This is a genomic window from Halorubrum tebenquichense DSM 14210, assembly GCF_000337415.1.
Taxonomy (GTDB): domain Archaea; phylum Halobacteriota; class Halobacteria; order Halobacteriales; family Haloferacaceae; genus Halorubrum; species Halorubrum tebenquichense.
This window is the reverse complement of the sequence record NZ_AOJD01000047.1, coordinates 42,762-64,630: the sequence shown is the minus strand read 5'-3', so window position 1 is coordinate 64,630 and position 21,869 is coordinate 42,762. Positions and strand designations below refer to the sequence as shown.

The following is a 21,869-nucleotide window of genomic DNA, read 5'->3' as shown; positions in this document are numbered from 1 at the left end:
CACCGGGCGTGAACAAAAAGGTGCGGAACCTGTCCCGCCGGTCGGGGCGCGCTCGCCGGCGGACTCGCCCGTCGTCCCCGGCGCGATCACAGCAGGTCGTCTATCTCGTCGTTCTCGAACGCGGCCGCGGGGTCCGGCTTCTCCTCGCGCTCGTCGCGGACCGCCTGCCGGGCGCGCTCTAAGAACGCCTCGACGCGTTGGGACCGCTCGACGCCAGTGAGGAGGACGAGAGCCGCGATCCGGTCGGAATCGAGCGGGAAGTCGCCGCCCCGGACCTGCATCGAGCCGGTCTCCTCTTGGAGCCACTTGCGGGCCTTCTCCGCGCCCTTCCGGGAGATCCGGTCCGGGTCGCCGGCGACCGCGACGAGCGCGGCGTCGGCGTCGGTTGCGCTCGGCAGGGAGAGTCCGGTCATCACCGCGCTGCGCACCGCGCTCGTCACGGTGGTGACGTTCTCCTGCGGGTCCTCGGCCGCTGGCGCGGACGCGAAGCCAACCGCGGCCATCCCGCCCGCGCGGAGCGTGTTTATCACCTCGCTGGTGTCGACGACGGACTCCGCGACCCCCTCGACCGCTTCGCCGGCGGCGAGGAGGAGGCCGATACGCTTCGCCATCGAGGCGTTGATCGCCTCGTAGCCGCCCTCGACGGACTCGCCCGCGGACCGCCACGCGTCGTTGTCGAGCAGAATCGTCGCGTCCGCCTCGCGGACCAACGTCTTCAGCGACCGCCCGGCGTTCACTTGGTACATCGTCCCCTCGTCGCGGCCCGGGAGGATTCCGATCGCGTAGACGGGGACGTCGTACACCCGGTTCAGCTCCCGGACGAGGACCGGCGCGCCGCCCGATCCCGTCCCGCCGCCGAGCCCGGCGACGACGAACACGGCCTCGGCCTCCGCGGTGACCTTCGGCGCGAGCGCGTCGAGGATCTCGACGGCGTCCTCGTCCATCACCTCCGCGCCGAGTTCGTTGTCGCCGCCGACGCCGTGGCCGTTGACGCGCGACTGGCCGACGAGGACCGTTTCGAGCGGGAGGGGGTCGAGGTCGGCGGCGGCGGTGTTGACGGCGAGCGCGTCGAGGACCGCGCCGTAGCCGGCGTCGGCGTCGAACTCCGCGAGGGCGGTCGTGAGTTTGCCGCCCGCCTGTCCGACGCCGAGGAGGACTGCTTTCATGTCCCAACGTACCGTTCCCCGCGATAATACTGTTTCCCCGACGTTTAAGAACGAAAGCGCGGCCAACCGGCCGCATGGCGGATCACGCAGGGGACGCCGACTCCCCCACGGCGGGAGCGGAATCGCTTTCGGCGGGAGCGAGCGCCCCGAACGATCGGATCGAGTCCCGGCTCCGCGCCGTCGAGCGCGCGGTGACCGGGAACGACGCGCGCCCGGCAGATGTCGCCGACGACGCGACGGCGACCGCCGAGCGCGAGCGGCTTGAATCGCGGCTCGACGATCTTGAGGAGCGCGTCGCGGAGCTGGAGGCGGCGACGCAGGCGGTCCGCGGGTACGTCGGAGCGGTCAGGGCCGTCAACCGCGAGGTGGAGCGCCGGGCCGACCTCGCGCTGTCGCGGGCGACGGCGGCGGAACGCGGGAACGACGCCGACGGGGCCGTGCCCTCGGAGAGCGCGCTGGACGCCGCGCTCCCGGACGACCGTCCCTCGTCGGGGGGCCGGAGCAACGGCGACGGCGGAGCCGGCCGCAGCGACGGGCGAGACAGCCGCGGCGGAAGCGGAGACGGCGACGACGGGGACGGCGGCGCGTGGGCGGAGGACGCGCTGAGCCGACTCCGGGAGTCGCTGTGACCGAGCCGTGATCCGCGTGGTGCTCACCGTCCTCGTTGCGGTCGCGCTGCTGGCCGCGTCGATGCCCGCGGTCGAGACGGCCAGGACCGCGACGACGGCGGAGCGGATCGGTACGGAGGCCGATCGGCTGGAGCGCGCGATCGGCGACGTGGTCGCCGGGTCGACGCCAGTGAGCGACCCCGCGACCGCGGCGCGGACGACCGCGCTCGTCCGCGCACCGAGCGGGTTTGCCGCGGCGGACCTCGACCGGGTCGCGCTCGTCGAGCCGCCGGACCGACCCGACGGCGTCGCGCTCGCGTATCGGGTCGACGGCGGACCGGAGCGCGCGTTCCGGATCGGGACGGGCCCCGTCCCGGCGACCGTCCACCTCGTCGACGCGCCGATCGAACTCCGGCCGGGCGGAACGAGCCGCGTTCGCCTCCGCTACGTCGACGACGACGGGCCGACCGTCCGGGTCGATCGGATCGGGTGAGGCGGCGGGCGGAAGCGGGAGCCGGGCGACAGGGCGAGCGATCGTTTATAACTGATGCCGCGGCCACGCCCGGCATGAACTTCGGTCTCACCGCGCGGGTCGCCGACGCTGCCGGAGAGACGCCGCTGCGGGCGCTTCCGTGGGTCGACGAGGACGCCGACGAGTGTCGCTGCGAGCCGACGTTTCGCGAACCGGTCGGGACGGGCGTGAAGGACCGGGTGGTCCTCGACGTCGACGCGGACGACTGTCCCGGGCGGGGCGACCTGGCCGCGAGTCCGGCCTGTCTCGCGGCCGTCGTCGAGGCGCTGACCGACCGCGACGCCGACGTGGTTCGAACCCGTTATCGGGGACGAGAACGGTCCTATGCGGACGCTGCGGCGGATCTCTTGGTCGCGGCGGGACAGTTCCGGGAGCGGATCGGGTTCCACGAGGAGCGGCTCGCCGACCGCGTGGCCCGGGACCCGCTCGGCGCGGCGAGGGAGGCGGCGGGGCGTGCGGGAGCCGCGAAGCGGATCGCGGCCGAGACGGGGCTGTCGGCGGCGGCCGAGGCGCTCGCGGGAAATGCCGACGAGTCCGGTGAGGGCCCCCGCCTAAAAGACGTCCTCCGCGCGCACGTCGGGCCGACAGCCGCGACCGCGCGCGTCGCGGCCGCGCCGCCGCCGGGCGCGACGCTGGTCGACAGGTGGACCGTCCCGACCGGGGCGACGGTCCGGCGCTACGAGGGCGACGACGCGCTCGACACCTATCACCTCACGCCGCCGACCGTCGACCTAGACGCCGACGACGTGGCCACGCTGGCCGCCGCGCGGGACCGGCTGCTCGACGACCCCGCCGGGGGGGACAGGGCACCGGGGCGGGCGGTGCGGGCGGCCGCGGACGGCGACGCCCCGGTCGCGGATCTCACGGAGATACTGCGGCGACACACGCACGGCTACGGCGCGTTCGAACACGTCTTCGCCGACGAGCGAGTGAGCGACGCGACGGTGACCGCGCCGGTCGCCGAGAATCCGCTTCGGGTGGTCCTCGACGGCGACCGGTGCCGGACGAACGTGCGACTCCCGCCGGAGGGGGCCGCCACGCTGGCGTCGCGGCTCCGGCGGGCGAGCGGGCGCGCCTTCTCGCGGGCGACGCCGACCCTCGACGCGACGATCGAGTCGGAGACCGGGCGGGTCAGGGTCGCCGCGGCCACGGACCCGGCCAGCGACGGGCTCTCGTTCACCTTTCGGCGCGGCGACCCGGAGGCGTGGACGCTCGCCCGGCTCGTGTCCGTCGACACGCTCACGCCCGCGGCGGCCGGGCTGTTGTCGGTCGCCGTCGAGCGCGGCGTGACGGGCCTGATCGCCGGGGGGCGGGCGGCCGGGAAGACGACCGCGCTCGGGTCGCTGCTGTGGGAGCTCCCCGCGGAGACGCGGGCGATCGCGATCGAGGACACGCCGGAACTCCCCGTCGGGGCGCTCGCCGACGGGGGGCGGGACGTCCAGCGCCTCCGCGTCGGGGACGGCGCGGAGCTCGCGCCGGCGGACGCGGTCCGGACGGCGCTCCGCATGGGTGGCGGCGCGATCGCCGTCGGCGAGGTCCGCGGCGAGGAGGCGCAGGCGCTGTACGAGGCGATGCGCGTGGGTGCCGCCGGGGAGACGGTGCTCGGGACGATCCACGGCGAGGACCCGGAAGCGGTCGAGGAGCGCGTCGTCACCGACCTCGGCGTCGCTCGCTCGTCGTTCGCCGCGACCGACCTGATCACCGTCCTCGACTCCCACCGCGTCGAGTCGATCGTCGAGGTCGGCGACCGCGACGGCGGCGTGAGCTTCGATCCGCTGTTCGAGCGGACCGACCGGGGACTCGTCGGAACGGGGCGGGTCGACCGCGGTGAGAGCCGCCTGATGGACGGGCTGGCCGGATCGGACGAGTCGTACGCGGCGGTTCTAGAGGCCGTCGACCGCCGGACGGACCGGATTCGAGAGGCGGTCCGGGCGGGGCGAACCGCACCGAAGCGGTACGTCGGTAACGATGCGCTCGAAGGTGCGACGGGCGGATGCAACGGAGGGCGCGAATGATCGAGAGCGGGTCGGGGGGCGCGGACGACTCGACCGCGTCGGCGGAGCTCCGGCGGGCGATCGCGTTCCTCGGGTGGGACGTCACCGCGGAGCGCGTCGTCGACATCGGGTACCGAGTCGGGGTCGCCGTCGGCCTCGTCGTCACGGTCGTCGCGGGGGCCGTCGCCGGCGCGGTCGCGGCCGGACCGGCGGGGCTGGCCGCCGCCGTCGGCGGGGTCCACGCGGTCCACCGAGCGCCGGTGTGGCTCGCGTCGCTCCGGCGGACGCGCGCGCTCGGCGCTGCCCCGGGGCTCGTCGGACGGCTGGTGTTGCGGATGCGGCTCGACCCCTCGACGGAGCGCGCGGTGGGGTTCGCCGCCCGGACCGGCGACGGGCCGCTGGCCGCGGCGCTGTCCCGGCACGAACGCGGGAGCGCCGACGGACCGACGAGCGGCCTTCAGGCGTTCGCCCGGGAGTGGCGGCCCTGGTTCCCGGCGATCGACCGCGCCGCCGCGCTCGTGCGAACCGCGGCGACCGCGCCGCCGGAACGCCGCGGGCGGTGTCTTGACCGCGCGCTCGACGCGACGCTGTCGGGGACAACGGACCGGCTCGCGGAGTTCGTCGGGGCGGTTCGGGGACCGGTCTCCGCGCTGTACGCCTTCGGCGTGCTGCTGCCGCTGGCGCTCATCGCGCTGCTGCCGGCCGGCGCTGCCGCCGGCGTCGCGATCGGACCCGGAGTCGTCGCCGGCCTGTACCTCGTCGCGCTCCCCGGAGGGCTGGTGGCCGCCTCGGCGTGGCTGCTCTCGCGCCGTCCCGTCGCGTTCCCGCCGCCGCGGATCGGCCGCGACCACCCCGACGTGCCGAACCGGCGGGGGCGCGCGCTTCTCGTCGGCTGCGCCCTCGGCGCTGTGGCGGCCGTCGTCGCCGCGCGCGCGGTCGCGCCGTGGGCGTGGCCGGTCGCCGGGGTCGGCGTCGGGGTCGGGTCCGCGCTCTTCGTCCTCGCACAGCCCCGCCGGGCGGTGCTATCGGACGTCCGCGAGATCGAACGCGGGCTCCCGGACGCGATGACCGTGATCGGCGGCGACGTGGCCGAGGGCGTCGCCGTCGAGACCGCGGTCGCGAACGCCGGCGAGCGGCTTGACGGCGCGACCGGCGACGTGTTCGAGCGCGCCGGGCGGCGCACCGACACCCTTCGGGTGAGCGTCCGCGAGGCGTTCCTCGGGCGGGGCGGACCGGCGGCGGCGGTCCCGTCGCCCCGGCTCCACGGTGCGATCGCGCTGCTCGCCGTCGCCGCGCGGGAGGGTCGCCCCGCCGGCGACGTCCTGTTGGAGCTCGCGGACCAGCTTGAGTCACTCCGGGAGCTCGAACGCGACGCCCGCCGTCAGCTGGCGACTGTGACCGGGACGCTCTCGAACACGGCGGCGGTGTTCGCGCCGCTCGTGGGCGGGGCGACCGTCGCGCTCGCGACCGGGATCGACGCCGCCGACGTCGGCAGCCTCGGTGCCGGCGCGGCGGCCGGCGCGGACGCCCTCGGCGGCGGTCTGAGCGCGTCCGGCGGAGCGACGGCGGCGGGAGCCGGGACGGCGGCGGGTGGAGGCGGCGCGACAGGCGGGGGGGCGCTGTCGGTCCCGGTCCTCGGACGGATCGTGGGAACGTATGTGCTGCTGCTCGCCGCGCTGCTCACCGGGCTGGCGACCGGGTTGGAGCGCGGGTTCGACCGGACGCTCGTGGCCTACCGGGTCGGGATCGCGCTGCCGACCGCCACCGCGACGTTCCTCGTCGCGTTCGCCGGTGCCGGACTCCTGTTTTGAGCGGGAGACACCGGGAGCGGGGCGGCGGCAGAACGCACGCGCGTCCGGCGATCATTTATATGCGAAGCCGCGGCCAGCCGCCCCATGTTCGAGACGCACCTCGACGCCACGTACGCGTGGCTCGGCTTGGCCGTCGTGAGCGTCGCGACCGCCGGCGTGGCCGCGGCGTTCCCGGCCTCGCCGCCGCCCGACGCCGGCGGCGTCGCGCGCACGGTCGACTCGGTGGCCGACGGGGAGTACCCTGCGACGGCCGAACACGGAATCACGGCGGACCGGCTCCGGCTTACGGACGGTTCCGTCTCGCTCGGCGACGACCGGGGAACGGCGCGGGCGACGCTCGACGCCCCGCGGATCACGCCGGTGGTACGGTCGGGAGCGACCGCGAACGCGACGACGGACGCGCGACTCCGTCGGGTGCTCGACGGCGTCCCCCCCGACGCCGCGTTCGACGATCCGGCGGCGTTCGCGGCGGCGGCCGAGCGCGCGCGAGCGACCGACCCGGGATGGGTCCCGGCTCCGGACCGGGTCACGGTGCGACGGGTCCACTACGGTGAGGTCCGCGTCACGCTCGTCGGGTGATCCCGCGTGTCTCGAGACCTTCTCCCGAGCGCGTCGGAGGCCACCGACAGACCGACCGCCCCCTTCTCCGCCGCCGACCGGGCGGCCGTCGAACCGGTCGCCGGGCTCGTCGCGGTGGTCGTCGTCGGGCTCGCCCTGGGGCTGTACGCCGGGGCGCTCGACGACGCCGCGCCCGATCGGTCCCGGCAGTCCGCGGACGCGGCGCTCGACCGCGTTGAGCGCGCGGTGACCGTCGGCGGCGTCGTCGACCCCGACCGGTTGCGACGGGTCGAGGCCCCGGGGACGGCGACCGCGGTCGAACTGGAGGCGAACGGCGAGCGCTGGCTGGCCGCGTCGGGCCCCGACGCACCGGGACCGCCCGGAGTCCGGTCGCCGGGGGCGGTCGCGGTCGCGGAGCGGCGGGTGACCGTCCGAGTGGGGCCCGGGAGGAACGTCCGCGGAACGCTCCGAGCGGTGGTGTGGCGGTGACTAGCACCGTCCTCGATGTGACCGTCCTGCTGCTCTGTGTCTCCGCGAGCGTCGTCGCGCTCGGAGCGAGCGACGCCGGCGGCCCCGACGGCCCGGGCGCGAGCGACGCGGCGGACCGGCTGGTCACCGAGACCGCGAGCGTGACGTACGCTGATTCCGACGCGCCGAACGGAACGCGACGCGTCCACGCGACCCGGGCGGAACTGCTCGCGTTGGTTGCCGAGCGGGACGCGGAGGACGCGTTCGACCGCCGAGTCACCGAGACCGTTCGCGCGGGGCTCGATCCGCGGACGCGGGTCGACGTGACAGTGGAAAGGGGCGGCGAGCGGGACGCGGGCGGCCCTCCAGCGCTCTCGTCGCGCGACGCGCCCCGTCCCGCGTGGGTGGAGCGTGGGTCGTTCCCGCGTCCGATCGCCGACACCGCGGTTCCGGGATGGGCGGCCGACGGACGGGTATCGGAGGGGAAGTCGAACGAGCGCTCGGACGCGGTCGCCGTCGGCCCCGAGCCGCCGCGGAACGCGGACGTCACTCTCGCCGTCGTCAGACAGCCGATACCGACTGCTGTCGGCCGGGATCGAGACGGTGTCCGGTCGTCAGAGGGCGTCGTTCGGATCGTCGTTCGGAGGTGGTGAGCGTGGGGAGCCACCGCGGCGATCGGTCGCGCGGTCGACGCCAGCGGACGTTCGTCGTCGACGAGCGGGCGCGGGTTCCCTTCGCGCTCGTCGGCGTGCTGCTGCTCGTGACGAGTTCGGCGTACGCCGCCGGACTCGCCGATCAGGGGCTGGTCGGCGAGGACCGCCGCGTCGAGCGGGCCGTCGAGCGAGTCGACGCCGACGCCACCGCCGCGCTCAGGAGCGCGGCTCGGGAGGCGGCCCACGACGCGGCGGCGGAGCCCGTGACGCGCGCGCCGGACAGATCTGGACCGGTGTCCCGGGCCGTTCGGGAGCGCTCGGCCTTCGAGGACGCGTTCCGGATACGGCTCGCGCTCGCCGGAACGGAGGCGCTGAACGCGGTCGAGAGCGACGTCGGCGGGGTCGAGGCGGACGCCTCGCTGCCGGGGGTCGAGTCGGCCGACGACCTCGTCGCCGCTCGGGAGCGCGTCCGAGTCGAACCGGTCGCGAACGGAACCGCGGTGCGGGTGACCTTCGAGGGCGTCGCGACGACCGCGACCCGAGACGGCCGCACCGTCGTGAGCAGGACCCGACCGCGGACCGTCACGGTCGCCGTGCCGACGCTGGCCGCTCACGAGCGGACGGAGCGGTTCGAGACGCGCCTCGACCGCGGCCCCGTCGAGGGGGCGGGACTCGGTCGACAGCTCACGGCGAGCCTCTACGCGATGGCGTGGGCACGCGGGTACGGGCAGTACGCTGGCGCGCCCGTCGAGAACGTCGTCGCGAACCGCCACGTCGAGCTGGCGACGAACGCCGGTATCGTCCGCGTCCAGCGCGACGTGTTCGGTGCCAGCGACCCCGACGCGCGCGGCGGCGTCGCCCGCGCAACCGCCCGAACGGGCGTGACGGACCTGCTGTCGCCGACCGGCGTCCACGAGGCCTCCTGGACGGACGCCGTCCTCGGCGCGCCGACACCGACGAGGGGAGGCGACGGGGCGGATGCGGCGGCGGACGGGGATCGGAACCCGAGCGAGGACGCGGCGTTCGAGCCGTCGGCGGAGCCGGCGGAGCGGAGCGCGTCGGTCGAAGTCGGCCACGCGGCCGACCGCGCCGCGACCAAGATCCACGACGACCTCGACGGGATCGTGCGGCAGAGCCACCGCGTCGAGGCGAGCGCGGAGACGGAGACGACTCGGATCCGCGACGGGGGGCCGGTGACGCCGGCGCGCCCGCGTTCGCTTCGCGACGAACCCTGGCGGCGGGTCGACGGATCGCGGACGGAGCGGGTCCGCGTCGCGGACGGCAGCGGTCTCGAACCGGGGGCCGACGGGGAAACGGTGTCGGCCGGCGAATCGGTGCCGTTCGGGGAGGCAACGCGGGAGGTCGTCGTCGAGCGCGCGGCGACGGCGACGTGGGAGCGGCGGATCGTCGAGCGCGGACCGAACGGAACGGTCCAGAACGTGAACGTCGACCGCACCGTGACGCGCGACGAGGCGACGGACCGGTACCGCGTCCGGGTCTCGCTGACCGGGACGTACGCGCCGCGGGACGGCGCGCCCGACAGACCGACGGCGACGTTCGGCGGCGGCCGGGGTGTCGACGGGCCGGACCTCGCAGACGCCCCGGCCGCCGCGGCCGCCGAGTTGAACGTCGAGACGGCCGGCGGCGTCGATCGGTTCGCGCGCGACGCCGTCGAGGGCGGGGACGAGCGGCGAACGGCCGTCGTGTACGGGGTGCGGTCCGACGCGGACCTCGACCGGATCGCGTCCGATGTCTCGTCGCTGTCGGAGCGCGTCCGCGGTCTGGAGACCGAAGCGTCGATGACCGACGCCGCGGTCGGCGAGTCGACCCCGTACCGGGACCTCGCCGCGACCGTGCGCGAGCGGCGCGACGCGCTCCGGGACGCGCCGTCGCGGTACGACGGGGCAGTCGACCGGGGTCGGGTCGCCGCCCGGACCGCGTACCTCGACGCCGTGATCGAGGAGTTAGAGGCGGCCGCCGAGGACCGAGAGGAGGCGGCCGACGGCGTGCTCGACCGGGTGAACGACGCGTTCGGCGGCCCGTCGGTGGGCGAGGTGATCGCCAGCCGCGAGGCCGCCCGCGACCCCGGGACCTACGCGGTCGGCGACGGGGGGCCGGGCGGCGAGGTCACGTTCGCCCCGGAGGGGTCGCCCGGGTACCTCCCGCGGACGGCGGTCGACGGCGAGCGCGTCGCGGGCGTCGACTGCACGACGACGCGACCGCTCGCGACGCGGAACGTGAACTACGTCACGCTCCCGTACAGCGACGTGTCCGGCGGGATCGCCGACCGGATCCTCGGCACCGACGACACGGTCCGCCCCGACGTCGCCGGGCGGTCGCTCCTCGCCGCGGACGAGGCGCTCGCCGCGGCCGACAGCGACGACCTGCGCGCGGACCGGCGCGCGCTCGCCGGGCGGATCGAGGAGTCGCTGCGGCGCGTCGACGACGCGCTGGCGGCGCGGCTCGCGGACCGGACCGACCTCTCGCGCGAACAGCGCCGCACAGTGTTGGAACGCGCCGCCTCGGAATACGACTCGCTCGGCGACAGGGCGGTCGCGGTCGGTGAGGGCGAGTACCCGGACCGGGTCGCGAGGGAGGCGGCCGGGGTCGGATCGCTGTCGAGGGCCGAACGGATCGGACTCGCGGCGCACCTCCGCGTGGAGACGCGGACGGCGGCGGGGCGCGACGCGGTCCGGATCCCCGCTCGCTTCGTCGATTCGACCACGGCCGCGTCCCGGAAGATCCGACGGGACGAGGTCGAATCGGCGATCGAGGCCCGCGCGAAGGAGGGAGTGGCGTCGGTACCGGACGACCGCGTTCCGAAGCCCGTTCGGACCGTCGGGGCCGGGCTGCCGGTCGCGCCGGTTCCGGGGTACTGGGTGGCGACGGTCAACGCGTGGAACGTTCAGGTACGAGGCGAGTACCCGCGGTTCGCGCTCCGGGCGGACGTCGGCACGCCCGGGCGTCCGTTCGAGTACGTCAGGGAGGCGGGCGAGGTCCGGGTCGACGTGGGCGGCGAGTCCGTCGCGCTCGGCACCACAGAACCCGTCGCATTCGAGACGCGCACGGTCGTCGCCGTGGCCGTCCCGGCGGGCCCGCCGGGCGTCGGCGACGTCGACGGGACGCGCGATGAGGCGTCCGGCGGCTGGCCGTGCCCGGGACCGCTGACCGCGTCGCCGTCGGAAGCTGACGAGTGTACGGAGGGGTGAGCGGCGGAGTGTGACCGGGAGGCCGAGACGCGGAACGGCCGGAACGAGTCCGACCGCAGGCGTTTTGAGACGCCGCGACGGAGTGGAACCATGTTCCACGAGGTCGTCGAGAACGGGTCCGGGTTCGATTCCGTCGACGCCGACGAGCCGACGGCGGCGGACCTGCTCGACGCGTTCGAGTCGATAGTGACGGAGGCGGCGGCGAGCGTGGAGGTCGACCGGCTCGTCGGCGAGGCCGGGCTGAGCGAGGCGGACGCGACCGCCGTCCGCGACGGAGAGGTCGATGGGATGTCGGTCGCGGACGCCGCGGCCGTCCTCGCGACGGCCGACGGGGACCGCGACGCCAACGCGATGGTCGCGGAAATTCGCGACCACCTGCTGATGGGGATGGCGACCGCCGTCCTCGACGTCGACGCGATCGCCGCGAAGATCGACGCCGACCTCACCGGACAGGAGGTACAGCAGGCGCTGGAGGGGCGGACCGCGATGACGCTCGGACAGCTCGCGGAGATACTCGCGGTGATCGAACGCCGGAAGCCATGAAGGTCGTCGTCGTCGGCTGCGGCTACGTCGGACTGGCGCTTTCGGACCAGCTCGACTCCCGCGGCCACGCGGTGACCGGCGTCCGGCGGTCCGACGCCGGCCTCGACGCGGTCTCTGCCGTCGGCCCCGACGTCGAGGCCGTCCGCGCGGACGCGACCGAGCCGGAGTCGCTGGCCGCCCTGCCGGACGCGGACGCGGTCGTCTTCGCGGCCAGTTCCGGCGGTCGCGGCGCGGACGCGGCGCGGGACGTGTACGTCGACGGACTGGCGAACGTCGTCGACGAGTACGGCTCGCGGGCGTCACCGCCGGACAGGCTGGTGTACACCTCCTCGACCGGCGTGTACGGCGACCACGACGGCGGGTGGGTCGACGAGGAGACGCCGGTCGAGCCCGCCACGGAGAAGACGCGCGTCCTCGCCGAGGCCGAACGGATCGCGACGGAGCGCGCCGGAGACGCAGGGATCGACGGGACCGTCGTTCGGTTCGCGGGGCTGTACGGCCCGGACCGGTACAGGCTGGAACGGTACGTGGAGGGGCCGGTGACCGCCGGCTACCTGAACATGGTCCACCGCGACGACGCGGCGGGGTCGATCCGGCACCTGTTGGAGGCGGACCGCGCGCGCGACCGCGCCGTCCTCGTCGTCGACGACGAACCTGTCGACAAACACGCGTTCGCCGACTGGCTCGCGGACGCCTGCGACGTGGCGCGTCCGGAGAAGCTGTCGAAGGACGAGCGGATCGCGGCCGGGGACCTCTCCGCGCCCGCGGAGCGTCGGATCCGAACGAGCAAGCGGTGTTCGAACGCGCTGCTCCGCGACCTCGGCTACGAGTTCGTCCATCCGACGTTCCGGTCGGGGTACCGGGAGGCCGTGCGCGCGTTCCGGGCCGCGACCGAGTAGCGCGACTCCGCGGGTCGGGGGCCACGCGGCCCCTGGGCCACCCGATCGCGTTCGGTTCCGTCGCTTCCAGTCCGTCGGAACGGCAACGAAGGTTCATGTGTCGGGGGCGAGTGGCTACAACCCATGCGAGCGATGAGCGCGGCCGGTGACGGGTTCTCGCGGGCGCGAGCCGTGCTCCGGGAGAACCCGGAGATCGCCGTCGGGCTGGCGATCGTCGCCCTAATCGCCGTCGCGGTCGCCGTCGTCGTGTTCCGCGCCCGTCGGACGCCGGGCGTCAGGTTCCGACGGCTGTTGGCCGACGAGGAGGATATCACGGTGCTGATGCACCCGAACCCGGACCCCGACGCGATGTCGGCCGCCGTCGGGGTGGCCTCCCTCGCCGACCAGGTCGACGTCGACGCGACCGTCCAGTACCCCGGACAGATCCGTCATCAGGAGAACCGCGCGTTCCGGACCGTCCTCGACCTCGAACTGGAGCCGATCGAACACGTGAGCGACCTCGCGGCGGAGTCGGTCGTCCTGGTCGATCACAACGAGCCGCGGGGGTTCGCCGGGGCCGACGGCGTGTTGCCGATCGCGGTCGTCGACCACCACCCGGGCGACGGCGCGGGCGAGTCGTTCACCGACGTGCGGACCGACTACGGCGCGAGCGCGTCGGTCGTCGCCGAGTACTTTCAGGACAACGACGCGGTCCCCGTGCCGCCCGACAAACACGCGAGCGAGACGGCGAGCGACCTGACGCTGTCGACCGACACCGCGACGGGACTGCTGTACGGGATACTGTCGGACACGAAACACCTCACCGTGGGGGCCAGCGAGCCGGACTTCGCGGCGGCCGCGTACCTCTACCCCGGCGTCGACCAGGACCGGCTCGACCGGATCGCGAACCCCGCGGTCGACGCGGAGGTGCTGGAGGTGAAGGCCCGCGCCATCGCGGGGCGGCGTGTTGAGGGGTCGTTCGGGGTCGCCGACGTCGGCGGCGTGAACAACGTCGACGCGATCCCGCAGGCCGCGGACGAGCTGATCCAGCTGGAGGGGGTCAGCGCGGTCGTGGTGATCGGCGAGCGGGACGGGACCGTCCACCTCTCGGGGCGGTCGCGCGACGACAGGGTCCACATGGGCAACGCGATAGCGGCGGTGTTGGACGACGTCGACAACGGGAACGGGGGCGGACACTCTCGGATGGGCGGCGGAACGATCGAGCCGGAGATCGATCCGACGGGAGAGGGCGAGTCGACGACCGTCGACCGCGACGCGCTCGCCGACGGCCTGTTCCGGGCGATGGCCGGCGACGTGTGAGCGCGAATTATAAGTCCCGGGCCGCGGTGGGTGGATTATGAGTGTTGCTGACGCGGTCGACGACGGCTGGCTGGCGCTCGTCGGCGTGGGGGCCGGCTACGCGCTCGCGGTCGGGCTGGTGTTCCTCCTGTTCTTCGTCGCGCCGTACCTGGCGGTCGCGGCGCTGTAGCGGGAGCTCTCGGGGCAAAACGGCGTGAGAACTGGAGACGGCGTCGAGAGCGGCCGGCTGGGCCGATCAGGCGAACGCCAGCGAGTCGTCGGCGTTCGACTCCTCGTCCTGTTGGAGCTTCTCGTGGGCTTCGAGGAAGTCGTCGAGCGTGACCTCCGTGCGGTCGTCGCGGATGGCGAACATCCCGGCCTCCGTACAGATCGCCTTGATGTCGGCCCCGGAGGCCTCGGGGGTCAGCTCGGCGAGCTCGCCGAAGTCGACTCCGTCGGCGAGGTTCATGTTGCGCGTGTGGATCTGGAAGATGATCTCGCGGCCCGCGGTCTCCGGCTTGGGCACCTCGATGAGGCGGTCGAAGCGGCCCGGCCGGAGGATGGCGGGGTCGAGCATGTCGAAGCGGTTGGTCGCGGCGATGATCCGGACCTCGCCCCGCTCGTCGAAGCCGTCCATTTCCGAGAGCAGCTGCATCATCGTCCGCTGGACCTCGGCGTCGCCCGAGGTCTTCGAGTCGGTCCGCTTCGAGGCGATCGCGTCGATCTCGTCGATGAAGAGGACGGCGGGCTGGTTCTCGCGCGCGACCTCGAAGAGGTCACGGACGAGCTTCGCGCCCTCCCCGATGAACTTGTGGACCAGCTCCGAGCCGGCCATCTTGATGAACGTCGCGTCCGTCTCGTTGGCGACCGCCTTCGCGAGCATCGTCTTGCCCGTCCCGGGCGGGCCGTACAGCAGCACGCCGCTCGGGGGCTGGATGCCGACGTCCTCGAACATGTCGGGGTGTTCGAGCGGCATCTCGACGGTCTCGCGGACCTCCTGCATCTGGTCTTCGAGGCCGCCGATGTCGGCGTAGGTGACGTCCGGTGAGTGCTCGACCTGCATCACGCGGGCGCGGACGTCGGTCTCCTTCTCCAGTTTCTTGACGACCGACAGCGAGTTGTTGACCGCGACGCGGTCGTCGGGGTCGAGCTTCTCGCGCAGCTCGTCGGTGATCTCGGTGAGCGCCTCCTGGTTGTTCCCGTGCTGTTTGATCACCGCGCCGTCGGGCGTGATCTCCTGGACCGTCGCCACGAACAGCGGGGACTGTTTCAGCTTCTTGTTCTCGTGGGTGAGCCGTTCGAGCTTCTGCTGGTACTTGTTGTTCTCCGCGTTGGCGTCGAGGAGCTTGTCGCGCATCTCCTCGTTCTGCGACTCTAAGACGTCGAGCCGCTCCTGTAAGGAGTCGATCTTCTCCTGTTTCGACGCCGAGCCCTCGTCGTAGGGCATGTCGACGTCATCGACCGTGTCGCTCATTGTGTTTATGAAGGCGTCTCGCGGATAAGAGGCTTCGGGTGGGGGAACGACACGGCCCGTTTCGCCGGCGTCGACGCCGGACTGCGCGGGAGCGCACCGCCGATAGCCTCGGTCACCTCCGCCGTATTAATGTCTTACAGTAATCTCAGCGGATAGTAAATATTATCATGCGGCATCCCAACGATCGAACCACGCATGAGCACGACCGATGCCGTCACCGCTGACGACGGGACCGCGGACCGCTGGGCCGCCGTTCGCGACCTGCCGCCGAGCGCGAAGCTAGTCGCGAAGGTGCTGGACTACAACGACACGCTCACCCAGAGCGAGCTGGCGGAGGAGACGCTGCTCCCGCCGCGAACCGTTCGGTACGCGCTGTCGCGGCTCGAGGACGAGGGCGTCGTCGACTCCCGATTCTCGTTCACCGACGCGCGCAAGCGGCTGTACTCGCTCTCCGTCTGATCCGACGGGCCGCGCTGGCCGTCCGGTCTGTCGAGCCTCGCCCGGTCGGATGCCGGGCGAGCGACGGTTTATCACCGATACCGCGCCAGTCGTCCCGTGGTCTCGACTACCGCCGTCAAGCGCGCGTTGGCCGCGCTCGCGACCCGCACAGACACCGCGAGGCGACCGTACGCCGCCGTGATCGAGGAGGCCGACGTCGCGCGAACCGACCTGCGGCGCGCGGCGGGGTTCGTCGACTCCGGCGGTCTCGACCGGCTCGCGGACGCGGTCGACACCGCCGAGGGCGCGGGCGACGCCGACGCCGCCGAACGGGGCCGAGCGGCGCTCGACGCATACCGGGAGTTCCGGCGGGCCGCCACGGAAGCGGAGGGAACCGGCGACGGAGGGGTCGCGACCGACGCCGGCGACCACTTCCGCCCCGGCCCCGGAATCCCTAAGCCGGACACCGGCCAAAACGCGGACAGATGACACGGGTGATCCACACCGGCGACACCCACATCGGGTACTCGCAGTACCACTCGCCGGTCAGACGGCAGGACTTCCTCGACGCGTTCGAGGCCGTGGTCGACGACGCGGTCGACGACGGCGTCGACGCCGTCGTCCACGCGGGCGACCTCTTCCACGACCGCCGACCGGAGCTACGGGACCTCATGGGGACCATCTCCGTCCTCCGCCGGCTCGACGACGCCGGAGTCCCCTTCCTCGCGGTCGTCGGCAACCACGAGTCGACCCGGGGCGGGCAGTGGCTCGACCTCTTCGAGCGGCTCGGCCTCGCCACCCGGCTGGGCGACGAGCCGGTCGTCGCGGGCGACACCGCCTTCTACGGGCTCGACCACGTCCCCGTCTCGCGGCGCGACGACCTCGACTACGCGTTCGCCGACCACGACGCCGAGTACGCCGCCCTCGTCGCGCACGGCCTCTTCGAGCCGTTCGGCTACGCCGACTGGGACACCGAGACCGTGCTGACCGAGAGCGACGTGGACTTCGACGCGATGCTGCTCGGCGACAACCACACGCCGGACACCGCCGAGGTCGCTGGCACGTGGGTCACGTATCCGGGGTCGACCGAGCGCGCGAGCGCGGACGAGCGCGAGGGGCGCGGCTACAACCTCGTCGTCTTCGACGGGGACGCGGCCGGCGGCGACGACGTCGTCGAGGTCCGGCGTCGCGCGCTCGACACGCGCCCCTTCGTCTTCGTCGAGGTCGAACTCCGCGAGGGGGAAGGCGAGTCCCGAGTCCGCGAGCGCGTTCGCGAGTACGACCTCACGGACGCGGTCGTCCACGTGGAGATCACCGGCGAGGGCGACCCGGTGACGCCGGCGGCGATCGAGGAGTTCGCGACCGAGCGGGGAGCGCTGGTCCCGCGCGTCGTCGACCGCCGCGACGTCGAGACCGACGGCGATGTGGACGTGAGCTTCGCGGACCCCGAGGACGCCGTCCGCGACCGGCTGGACGAGATGTCGCTTTCGACCGCCGCGCGCGACGTCGAGTCGGCGGTCCGCTCGGACACCGTCCCCGACGCCAACGTCCGCGAGACGGTGAAACGCCGGGTCGAGGAGCGGCTCGACGAAGAGGCTGATCTCGACGCGTTCGACCCCGTCGGTCCGGACACCGAGACGGACGAGGTCGGTGGAAGAGAGGAGGAAGCCAACGGCGACGAAGCGGAGCAGGAGCCCGACGGCGACGGCGGAAACGACGAGAGCGACGCTTCGGACGAAGCAAACGCCGACGAACCGCATACCGGCGAATCAGATACCGACGAGTCGGCCCCTGACCCGGCGTCGACCGACGGACAGGTCTCAATGGAGGACTACCTGTGAAGTTCGACCGCGTCCGGCTCGTCAACTTCAAGCCGTACGGCGACGCCGACCTGCGACTGACCGAGGGCGTCACCGTCATCCACGGGCTCAACGGCAGCGGGAAGTCCTCGCTGTTGGAGGGCTGCTTCTTCGCGCTGTACGGCTCGAAGGCGCTCGACGGCACCCTCGAAGACGTCATCACGAACGGCGAGGAGGAGACCGAGGTCGAACTGTGGTTCACCCACGACGGCGTCCCCTACCGCGTCGAGCGACGGCTCAAGTCCTACGACGGCCGGATCGACCACCAGTGTACGCTCGAATCGACCGACGGGAGCGACGTGACACGCGACGGCGCGCGGGCGGTCCGCGAGTTCGTCACGGAGCTGTTGCGGATGGACGCCGAGGCGTTCGTCAACTGCGCGTACGTCCGGCAGGGGGAGGTGAACAAGCTGATCAACGCCACCCCGCGGGAGCGACAGGACACGATCGACGACCTGCTCCAACTTGGGAAGCTAGAGGAGTACCGCGAGCGCGCCGGCGACGCCCGGCTCGGCGTCGAAGACGTGCTGGAGAACCGGCGCGGGCGGCTCGACCAGCTCGACGAGCAGATCGCCGCGAAGGAGGACCGGGACCTCCACGGCCGGCTCAACGAACTGGAGAGCGAACTCGGCGATGTGACCGAGGAGATCGAGCGCTACGAGACCCAGCGGGAGCAGGCGAAGGAGACGCGCGAGGCCGCCGCGGAGACGCTGTCGACGTACGCCGAGAAGCGCGAGAAGCTGGAGGCGGTCGAGTCGGAGATCGACGAGATCGAGGCGTCGATCCGGAGCGCCGAGCGCGAGCGCGACGACCACCGCGACGCGATCCGCGAGACCCGCGAGCGGATCGAGGAGATCGAGGCCGCGATCGGCGAGCGGCTCGACGACGCCGGCCTCGGCGCGGCGAGCGAGGCGGCGATCGCCGAGCGGCGCGCCAATCTCGACGACCGGGAGGCCGAGATCCGCGACGACCTCGACGAGGAGCGGGTGAACGCCGAGGCGCTCCGCAATCAGGCGACGAACCTCGCCGGGAAGGCCGACGACCGCGTCGAACGGGCCGGCGAGATCGAGTCCGAGGCCGACGACCTCGCCGACGAGGCCGAGGCGGCCGAGGAGGCGGCCGACGACCGGGAGTCGTCGATCGAGGAACTGACCGACGAGGCGGAGGCGCTGCGCGAGCGGTTCGCGGCGGCCGACGCCGACGTCGACCGCGACGGTGTCGACGGGAAGCGGGAGGCGCTGCGCGACGAGCGCGGCGAGGTCCGCGAGCGGGTCGCGGAGCTGTCGACGGAGCTGAAGAACGCCCGCGAGCGCGTCGCGGAGGCCGAGGAACTGCTCGCGGCGGGGAAGTGCCCCGAGTGCGGGCAGCCGGTCGAGGACTCGCCGCACGCGAGCGGGATCGACGAGGACCGCGAGGGCGTCGCGGAGCTGGAGGCGGAGCTGGAGGAGGCCCGCGAGCGCGAGGCGGCCCTCGACGAGCGGATCGCGGAGCTCGACGAGCTTGCGAGCGCCGCCGACCGGCTCGACGAGATCGACGAGGCGGTCGAGACCCTCGGGGACCGGGCGGCGGAGAAGCGCGAGGCGGCGGAGCGGAAGCGCGAGGCGGCGGCGGAGAAGCGCGAGCGCGCCGCCGACCTCCGCGAGGAGGCCGAGGGGACCCGCGAGGTCGCCGCGGAGAAGCGCGAGGAGGCAGAGGCGGCTGCGGAGCGGGTCGAGAAGCTTGAGGCGTCGCTGTCGGCGGTTGGCGACGCCCGCGAGGCGGTGACTGCGGTCGAAGAGCGGCGCGCGGCGATCGCCGACGCGGAAGACGAGATCGAGCGCCGGCGCGAGAAGCGCGAGAACCTGAAGGAGGTGAACGACGAGCGGCGCGACCGGCTCGCGGACAAGCGCGAGCGCCGCGACGAGCTCGCCGACGCGGTCGACGAGTCCGCGGTCGAGGCGGCGAGAGAGCGGAAGCAGGACGCCGAACGGTACCTCGAAGAGGTCGCCGAAGAACTCGACCGCCTCGACGAGCGACGGACCGAACTCCAGAACGCGATCGGGGGCGTGAAAGGCGAGCTCCGCGAGCTGTCGGAGCTCCGCGAGGAACGCGAGGCGCTCGGCGACCGAGTCGGGGCGCTCGAAGCCCTCCACGACGAGACGAGCGAGCTGGAGTCGATGTACGGCGACCTGCGCGCGGAGCTCCGCCAGCGCAACGTCACCGAGCTGGAGCGCACCCTGAACGAGACGTTCGAACTGGTGTACGGCAACGACGCCTACTCGCACATCGAGCTCGACGGCGAGTACGTCCTCACGGTCTACCAGAAGGACGGCGAGCCGCTCGACCCGGAGCAGCTCTCCGGCGGCGAGCGAGCCCTGTTCAACCTCTCGCTGCGCTGTGCGATCTACCGGCTGCTCTCGGAGGGCATCGAGGGGGCGGCCCCGACCCCGCCGCTCATCCTCGACGAGCCGACCGTCTTCCTCGACTCCGGCCACGTCTCGCGGCTCGTCCGGCTCGTCGAGGAGATGCGCGGCTTCGGCGTGGCCCAGATCGTCATCGTGAGCCACGACGACGAGCTCGTGGGCGCGGCCGACGAACTGGTCACCGTCGAGAAGGACCCGCGCTCGAACCGCTCGACCGTTCGCCGGGAGGACGCGGCGGAGCTCGGCGTCGCGGAACTCGCCGACGACTGAGCGGGCGTCGCGGCGGACGGGACGACTCCCGGTCGGACCGGCCGGGTACGGGCGGGGTCGGTCCGTTGGCGTCGGCGGCTACGCCTGCGTCAGGCTGAACGCGTAGACGAACGCGCCGAGAGCGCCGCCGACGGCCAGCCCGCCTTACAAAGAGAGATACAGCCACGAACCGGTCGAGGAGTACCGGAACGCGCCCGCCGCGGCGACTCCCGCGAGGCCGACGGACGCGTACAGCACGGGCGGTCCCGCCAGTCCGAGTCGATGGGCCAGGACCCGTTCCGAGACGAGCGGAGAGAGGAGCCCGCAACAGACCGCGAGGAGTCCGGCGGTGACGCGACGATCCGGCCGAAGCGTCATGAACGGAGATAGCCGGAAGGGCGGTAAGTGCTTTCTGTCGGCGTCGAACGCGCAGATCCGCCGGATTCAATCGTCGTCACGCTCGCCACCGCGGTCGCCCCGGAGCGACGCTATCGCCTCGACCGCGACCGGGGTCGCCTCGTAGCCGCGCCGGCGCGCGACCTCGGCCTCCGCGACCAGTCCGGCGGCGCGGAACTCGGAGAGCGCGCCGTGGAGGTCGGACTCGCACATGTCGGCCGCGTCGAGGAGGTCGATCGCGGCGATCGGCCCCTCGTCGACGACCACCGCGAGCAGGCCGAGCGACCGGTCGTCGCGGACCGCACCGAGCGTCCGCCGGACCGGCTCGGGGACGCCCGAGGCGGCGGTCGCGAGCGGCGACTCGCCGTCGACGACGCGGAGGTCGTCGTTGTCGACGTACCGCTCCTCACCGGTTTTTGGGTCGCGCACCCGGCTCGACTCGGCGGAGCGTTTCACGAGGAGGTACGTCTCGCCGTCGTCGTCGCGGACCGTCTGCATGGTCGGGGGAAGCGGTCGCGTGGGCATTACGGTTGCGGGGGAGTCGCGTCCGCGTCCGTGTCGGCGTCCGAGTGGCCGCCGTCGGGACCGCCTTCGGAGTCCGACTTGTCGGCGTCGTCCCGGGACCGCTCCCACGCCCGGTACGTCTGGTAGGTCCGGACGCCCGCGAGGAGGCCGCCGACGAACAGGCCGGCACCGATCCGCGACCAGCCCTCGAAGAACCACACCATCGGGCCGAGCGCGACGAGGAGGACGGCGGCGTTGGCGTAGATCACCGCGACGACGAAGGCGCGGAGCGTGCCGGAGTCGACGTCGCTCGCGCCCTCGAAGTCCCCGCCGTCGTCGAACGTCTTCACCGAGGGTGCCTCGGGGATGTCAGGCGTCATCTCGCGCTCGGCGTCGGAGCTCTCGCCGACGGAGATCTCGCCCTCGTCGTCCTCGTCGAGGCTGAACACGTCCGAGACTACGCCGCGCCGGGGCAAAGGGGTTCCGTCCGGACGCGGCGCTGACGGGAACCGGCGGGGCCGCAGAAACGTCGGGCGGGCGAGCGGGACCGCGGAAGCGTCGAGGGGCGGCGCGCGGCGCTCGCAGTCAGACCGCGTCGGCGAGCCGCACCGTTCGGCTCGCCTCGACCCACGCGAGGGGGTTCGTGGCGTCGAAAATCACCACGTTCCCGTCGTCCTCGTACACCTCCACCTCGTCGTCGACCGCGTCGGGATCGGCCGGGCGAGCCGCCTGAGATTCGGAACGTGGGTCCGAAGACATACCCCTTGGTAAGCCGTCACACATTAAATGCCTTTCCGTGGCGGGAGACCTCGCCGGACCCGAAAGCCG

The 21,869-nt window shown here is 73.3% G+C and carries 22 protein-coding genes; 16 read left to right on the top strand and 6 right to left on the bottom strand.

Annotation, left to right across the window (positions count from 1 at the left end):
• Positions 1 to 86 precede the first annotated feature (86 nt).
• Positions 87 to 1,166, bottom strand: coding sequence for a tubulin/FtsZ family protein (locus C472_RS08315; RefSeq protein ID WP_006629376.1), 1,080 nt, complete (start codon positions 1,164 to 1,166; stop codon positions 87 to 89).
• Positions 1,167 to 1,240: 74 nt separating this feature from the next.
• Between C472_RS08315 and C472_RS08310 the strand changes: the two genes are divergently transcribed.
• The 12 genes from C472_RS08310 (at position 1,241) to C472_RS17995 (ending at position 13,909) form a co-directional block, all read left to right on the top strand.
• Positions 1,241 to 1,795: a DUF7310 family coiled-coil domain-containing protein gene (locus C472_RS08310; protein WP_006629375.1), complete on the top strand. Its 555-nt coding sequence runs from the start codon at positions 1,241 to 1,243 to the stop codon at positions 1,793 to 1,795.
• A gap of 7 nt (positions 1,796 to 1,802) precedes the next feature.
• Positions 1,803 to 2,267 carry a DUF7311 family protein gene (locus C472_RS08305; protein WP_006629374.1) on the top strand — a complete coding sequence of 155 codons (465 nt, stop codon included), beginning with the start codon at positions 1,803 to 1,805 and terminating at the stop codon, positions 2,265 to 2,267.
• A gap of 74 nt (positions 2,268 to 2,341) precedes the next feature.
• Positions 2,342 to 4,321 carry an ATPase, T2SS/T4P/T4SS family gene (locus tag C472_RS08300; protein ID WP_006629373.1) on the top strand — a complete coding sequence of 660 codons (1,980 nt, stop codon included), beginning with the start codon at positions 2,342 to 2,344 and terminating at the stop codon, positions 4,319 to 4,321.
• Entirely contained in the window at positions 4,318 to 6,111 is a 1,794-nt protein-coding gene (locus C472_RS08295) for a type II secretion system F family protein (protein WP_006629372.1), read from the top strand. Before C472_RS08300 ends, C472_RS08295 begins: the two co-directional genes overlap by 4 nt.
• 84 nt (positions 6,112 to 6,195) lie before the next feature.
• The gene (locus C472_RS08290) at positions 6,196 to 6,690 is read left to right on the top strand and encodes a DUF7283 family protein (protein ID WP_006629371.1); all 495 of its coding nucleotides are present in this window, start codon (positions 6,196 to 6,198) and stop codon (positions 6,688 to 6,690) included.
• 6 nt (positions 6,691 to 6,696) lie between these two features.
• Positions 6,697 to 7,158, top strand: a complete 462-nt coding sequence (locus C472_RS08285) for a DUF7285 family protein (RefSeq protein ID WP_006629370.1) — start codon at positions 6,697 to 6,699, stop codon at positions 7,156 to 7,158.
• Entirely contained in the window at positions 7,149 to 7,790 is a 642-nt protein-coding gene (locus C472_RS08280; RefSeq protein ID WP_006629369.1) for a DUF7284 family protein, read from the top strand. Before C472_RS08285 ends, C472_RS08280 begins: the two co-directional genes overlap by 10 nt.
• The gene (locus C472_RS08275; protein ID WP_006629368.1) at positions 7,784 to 10,999 is read left to right on the top strand and encodes a DUF7286 family protein; all 3,216 of its coding nucleotides are present in this window, start codon (positions 7,784 to 7,786) and stop codon (positions 10,997 to 10,999) included. Before C472_RS08280 ends, C472_RS08275 begins: the two co-directional genes overlap by 7 nt.
• Positions 11,000 to 11,089: 90 nt before the next feature.
• Positions 11,090 to 11,542, top strand: a complete 453-nt coding sequence (locus C472_RS08270; RefSeq protein WP_006629367.1) for a DUF5791 family protein — start codon at positions 11,090 to 11,092, stop codon at positions 11,540 to 11,542.
• Positions 11,539 to 12,441 (top strand): NAD-dependent epimerase/dehydratase family protein, encoded by a 903-nt coding sequence (locus tag C472_RS08265; RefSeq protein WP_006629366.1) that lies wholly within the window; start codon positions 11,539 to 11,541, stop codon positions 12,439 to 12,441. The genes C472_RS08270 and C472_RS08265 overlap by 4 nt, the downstream gene beginning before the upstream one ends.
• Positions 12,442 to 12,564: 123 nt before the next feature.
• Positions 12,565 to 13,740: a DHH family phosphoesterase gene (locus tag C472_RS08260; protein ID WP_049906447.1), complete on the top strand. Its 1,176-nt coding sequence runs from the start codon at positions 12,565 to 12,567 to the stop codon at positions 13,738 to 13,740.
• Between the two features lie 37 nt (positions 13,741 to 13,777).
• The gene (locus C472_RS17995; protein ID WP_006629364.1) at positions 13,778 to 13,909 is read left to right on the top strand and encodes a hypothetical protein; all 132 of its coding nucleotides are present in this window, start codon (positions 13,778 to 13,780) and stop codon (positions 13,907 to 13,909) included.
• 66 nt (positions 13,910 to 13,975) lie between these two features.
• On the opposite strand, the gene pan1 is transcribed toward C472_RS17995, so the two are convergent.
• Entirely contained in the window at positions 13,976 to 15,193 is a 1,218-nt protein-coding gene (gene pan1, locus C472_RS08255) for a proteasome-activating nucleotidase Pan1 (RefSeq protein ID WP_006629363.1), read from the bottom strand.
• A gap of 195 nt (positions 15,194 to 15,388) precedes the next feature.
• On the opposite strand from pan1, the gene C472_RS08250 reads away from it, so the two are divergent.
• From C472_RS08250 to rad50, 4 genes are all read left to right on the top strand, one after another.
• Positions 15,389 to 15,652 carry a helix-turn-helix domain-containing protein gene (locus C472_RS08250; RefSeq protein WP_006629362.1) on the top strand — a complete coding sequence of 88 codons (264 nt, stop codon included), beginning with the start codon at positions 15,389 to 15,391 and terminating at the stop codon, positions 15,650 to 15,652.
• A 96-nt stretch (positions 15,653 to 15,748) separates the two neighbouring features.
• Complete coding sequence (locus tag C472_RS08245; protein WP_006629361.1) at positions 15,749 to 16,120, top strand: hypothetical protein; 372 nt, start codon at positions 15,749 to 15,751, stop codon at positions 16,118 to 16,120.
• Entirely contained in the window at positions 16,117 to 17,472 is a 1,356-nt protein-coding gene (gene mre11 / locus C472_RS08240) for a DNA double-strand break repair protein Mre11 (RefSeq protein ID WP_006629360.1), read from the top strand. Before C472_RS08245 ends, mre11 begins: the two co-directional genes overlap by 4 nt.
• Positions 17,469 to 20,162, top strand: a complete 2,694-nt coding sequence (gene rad50, locus C472_RS08235; protein ID WP_006629359.1) for a DNA double-strand break repair ATPase Rad50 — start codon at positions 17,469 to 17,471, stop codon at positions 20,160 to 20,162. Before mre11 ends, rad50 begins: the two co-directional genes overlap by 4 nt.
• Positions 20,163 to 20,306: 144 nt before the next feature.
• Here the strand turns inward: rad50 and C472_RS08230 are convergent, their stop codons facing one another.
• The 4 genes from C472_RS08230 to C472_RS17515 all read right to left on the bottom strand — a co-directional run bounded on the left by C472_RS08230 (position 20,307) and on the right by C472_RS17515 (position 21,800).
• Positions 20,307 to 20,519, bottom strand: a complete 213-nt coding sequence (locus C472_RS08230; RefSeq protein WP_006629358.1) for a hypothetical protein — start codon at positions 20,517 to 20,519, stop codon at positions 20,307 to 20,309.
• A 66-nt stretch (positions 20,520 to 20,585) separates the two neighbouring features.
• Positions 20,586 to 21,035, bottom strand: a complete 450-nt coding sequence (locus tag C472_RS08225; protein WP_006629357.1) for a DUF7346 family protein — start codon at positions 21,033 to 21,035, stop codon at positions 20,586 to 20,588.
• A 26-nt stretch (positions 21,036 to 21,061) separates the two neighbouring features.
• Positions 21,062 to 21,490, bottom strand: coding sequence for a DUF7322 domain-containing protein (locus tag C472_RS08220; protein ID WP_006629356.1), 429 nt, complete (start codon positions 21,488 to 21,490; stop codon positions 21,062 to 21,064).
• 136 nt (positions 21,491 to 21,626) lie between these two features.
• Positions 21,627 to 21,800: a DUF7331 family protein gene (locus tag C472_RS17515; protein WP_006629355.1), complete on the bottom strand. Its 174-nt coding sequence runs from the start codon at positions 21,798 to 21,800 to the stop codon at positions 21,627 to 21,629.
• Positions 21,801 to 21,869: the final 69 nt, after the last annotated feature.

Bases quoted from the DNA above. Each gene is read 5' to 3' on its own strand.
- C472_RS08315 (WP_006629376.1), bottom strand. From the start codon at position 1,166: ATGAAAGCAGTCCTCCTCGGCGTCGGACAGGCGGGCGGCAAACTCACG.
- C472_RS08310 (WP_006629375.1), top strand. From the start codon at position 1,241: ATGGCGGATCACGCAGGGGACGCCGACTCCCCCACGGCGGGAGCGGAA.
- C472_RS08300 (WP_006629373.1), top strand. From the start codon at position 2,342: ATGAACTTCGGTCTCACCGCGCGGGTCGCCGACGCTGCCGGAGAGACG.
- C472_RS08295 (WP_006629372.1), top strand. From the start codon at position 4,318: ATGATCGAGAGCGGGTCGGGGGGCGCGGACGACTCGACCGCGTCGGCG.
- C472_RS08290 (WP_006629371.1), top strand. From the start codon at position 6,196: ATGTTCGAGACGCACCTCGACGCCACGTACGCGTGGCTCGGCTTGGCC.
- C472_RS08270 (WP_006629367.1), top strand. From the start codon at position 11,090: ATGTTCCACGAGGTCGTCGAGAACGGGTCCGGGTTCGATTCCGTCGAC.
- C472_RS08265 (WP_006629366.1), top strand. From the start codon at position 11,539: ATGAAGGTCGTCGTCGTCGGCTGCGGCTACGTCGGACTGGCGCTTTCG.
- C472_RS08260 (WP_049906447.1), top strand. From the start codon at position 12,565: ATGCGAGCGATGAGCGCGGCCGGTGACGGGTTCTCGCGGGCGCGAGCC.
- C472_RS17995 (WP_006629364.1), top strand. From the start codon at position 13,778: ATGAGTGTTGCTGACGCGGTCGACGACGGCTGGCTGGCGCTCGTCGGC.
- pan1 (WP_006629363.1), bottom strand. From the start codon at position 15,193: ATGAGCGACACGGTCGATGACGTCGACATGCCCTACGACGAGGGCTCG.
- C472_RS08250 (WP_006629362.1), top strand. From the start codon at position 15,389: ATGAGCACGACCGATGCCGTCACCGCTGACGACGGGACCGCGGACCGC.
- mre11 (WP_006629360.1), top strand. From the start codon at position 16,117: ATGACACGGGTGATCCACACCGGCGACACCCACATCGGGTACTCGCAG.
- C472_RS08230 (WP_006629358.1), bottom strand. From the start codon at position 20,519: ATGACGCTTCGGCCGGATCGTCGCGTCACCGCCGGACTCCTCGCGGTC.
- C472_RS08225 (WP_006629357.1), bottom strand. From the start codon at position 21,035: ATGCAGACGGTCCGCGACGACGACGGCGAGACGTACCTCCTCGTGAAA.
- C472_RS17515 (WP_006629355.1), bottom strand. From the start codon at position 21,800: ATGTCTTCGGACCCACGTTCCGAATCTCAGGCGGCTCGCCCGGCCGAT.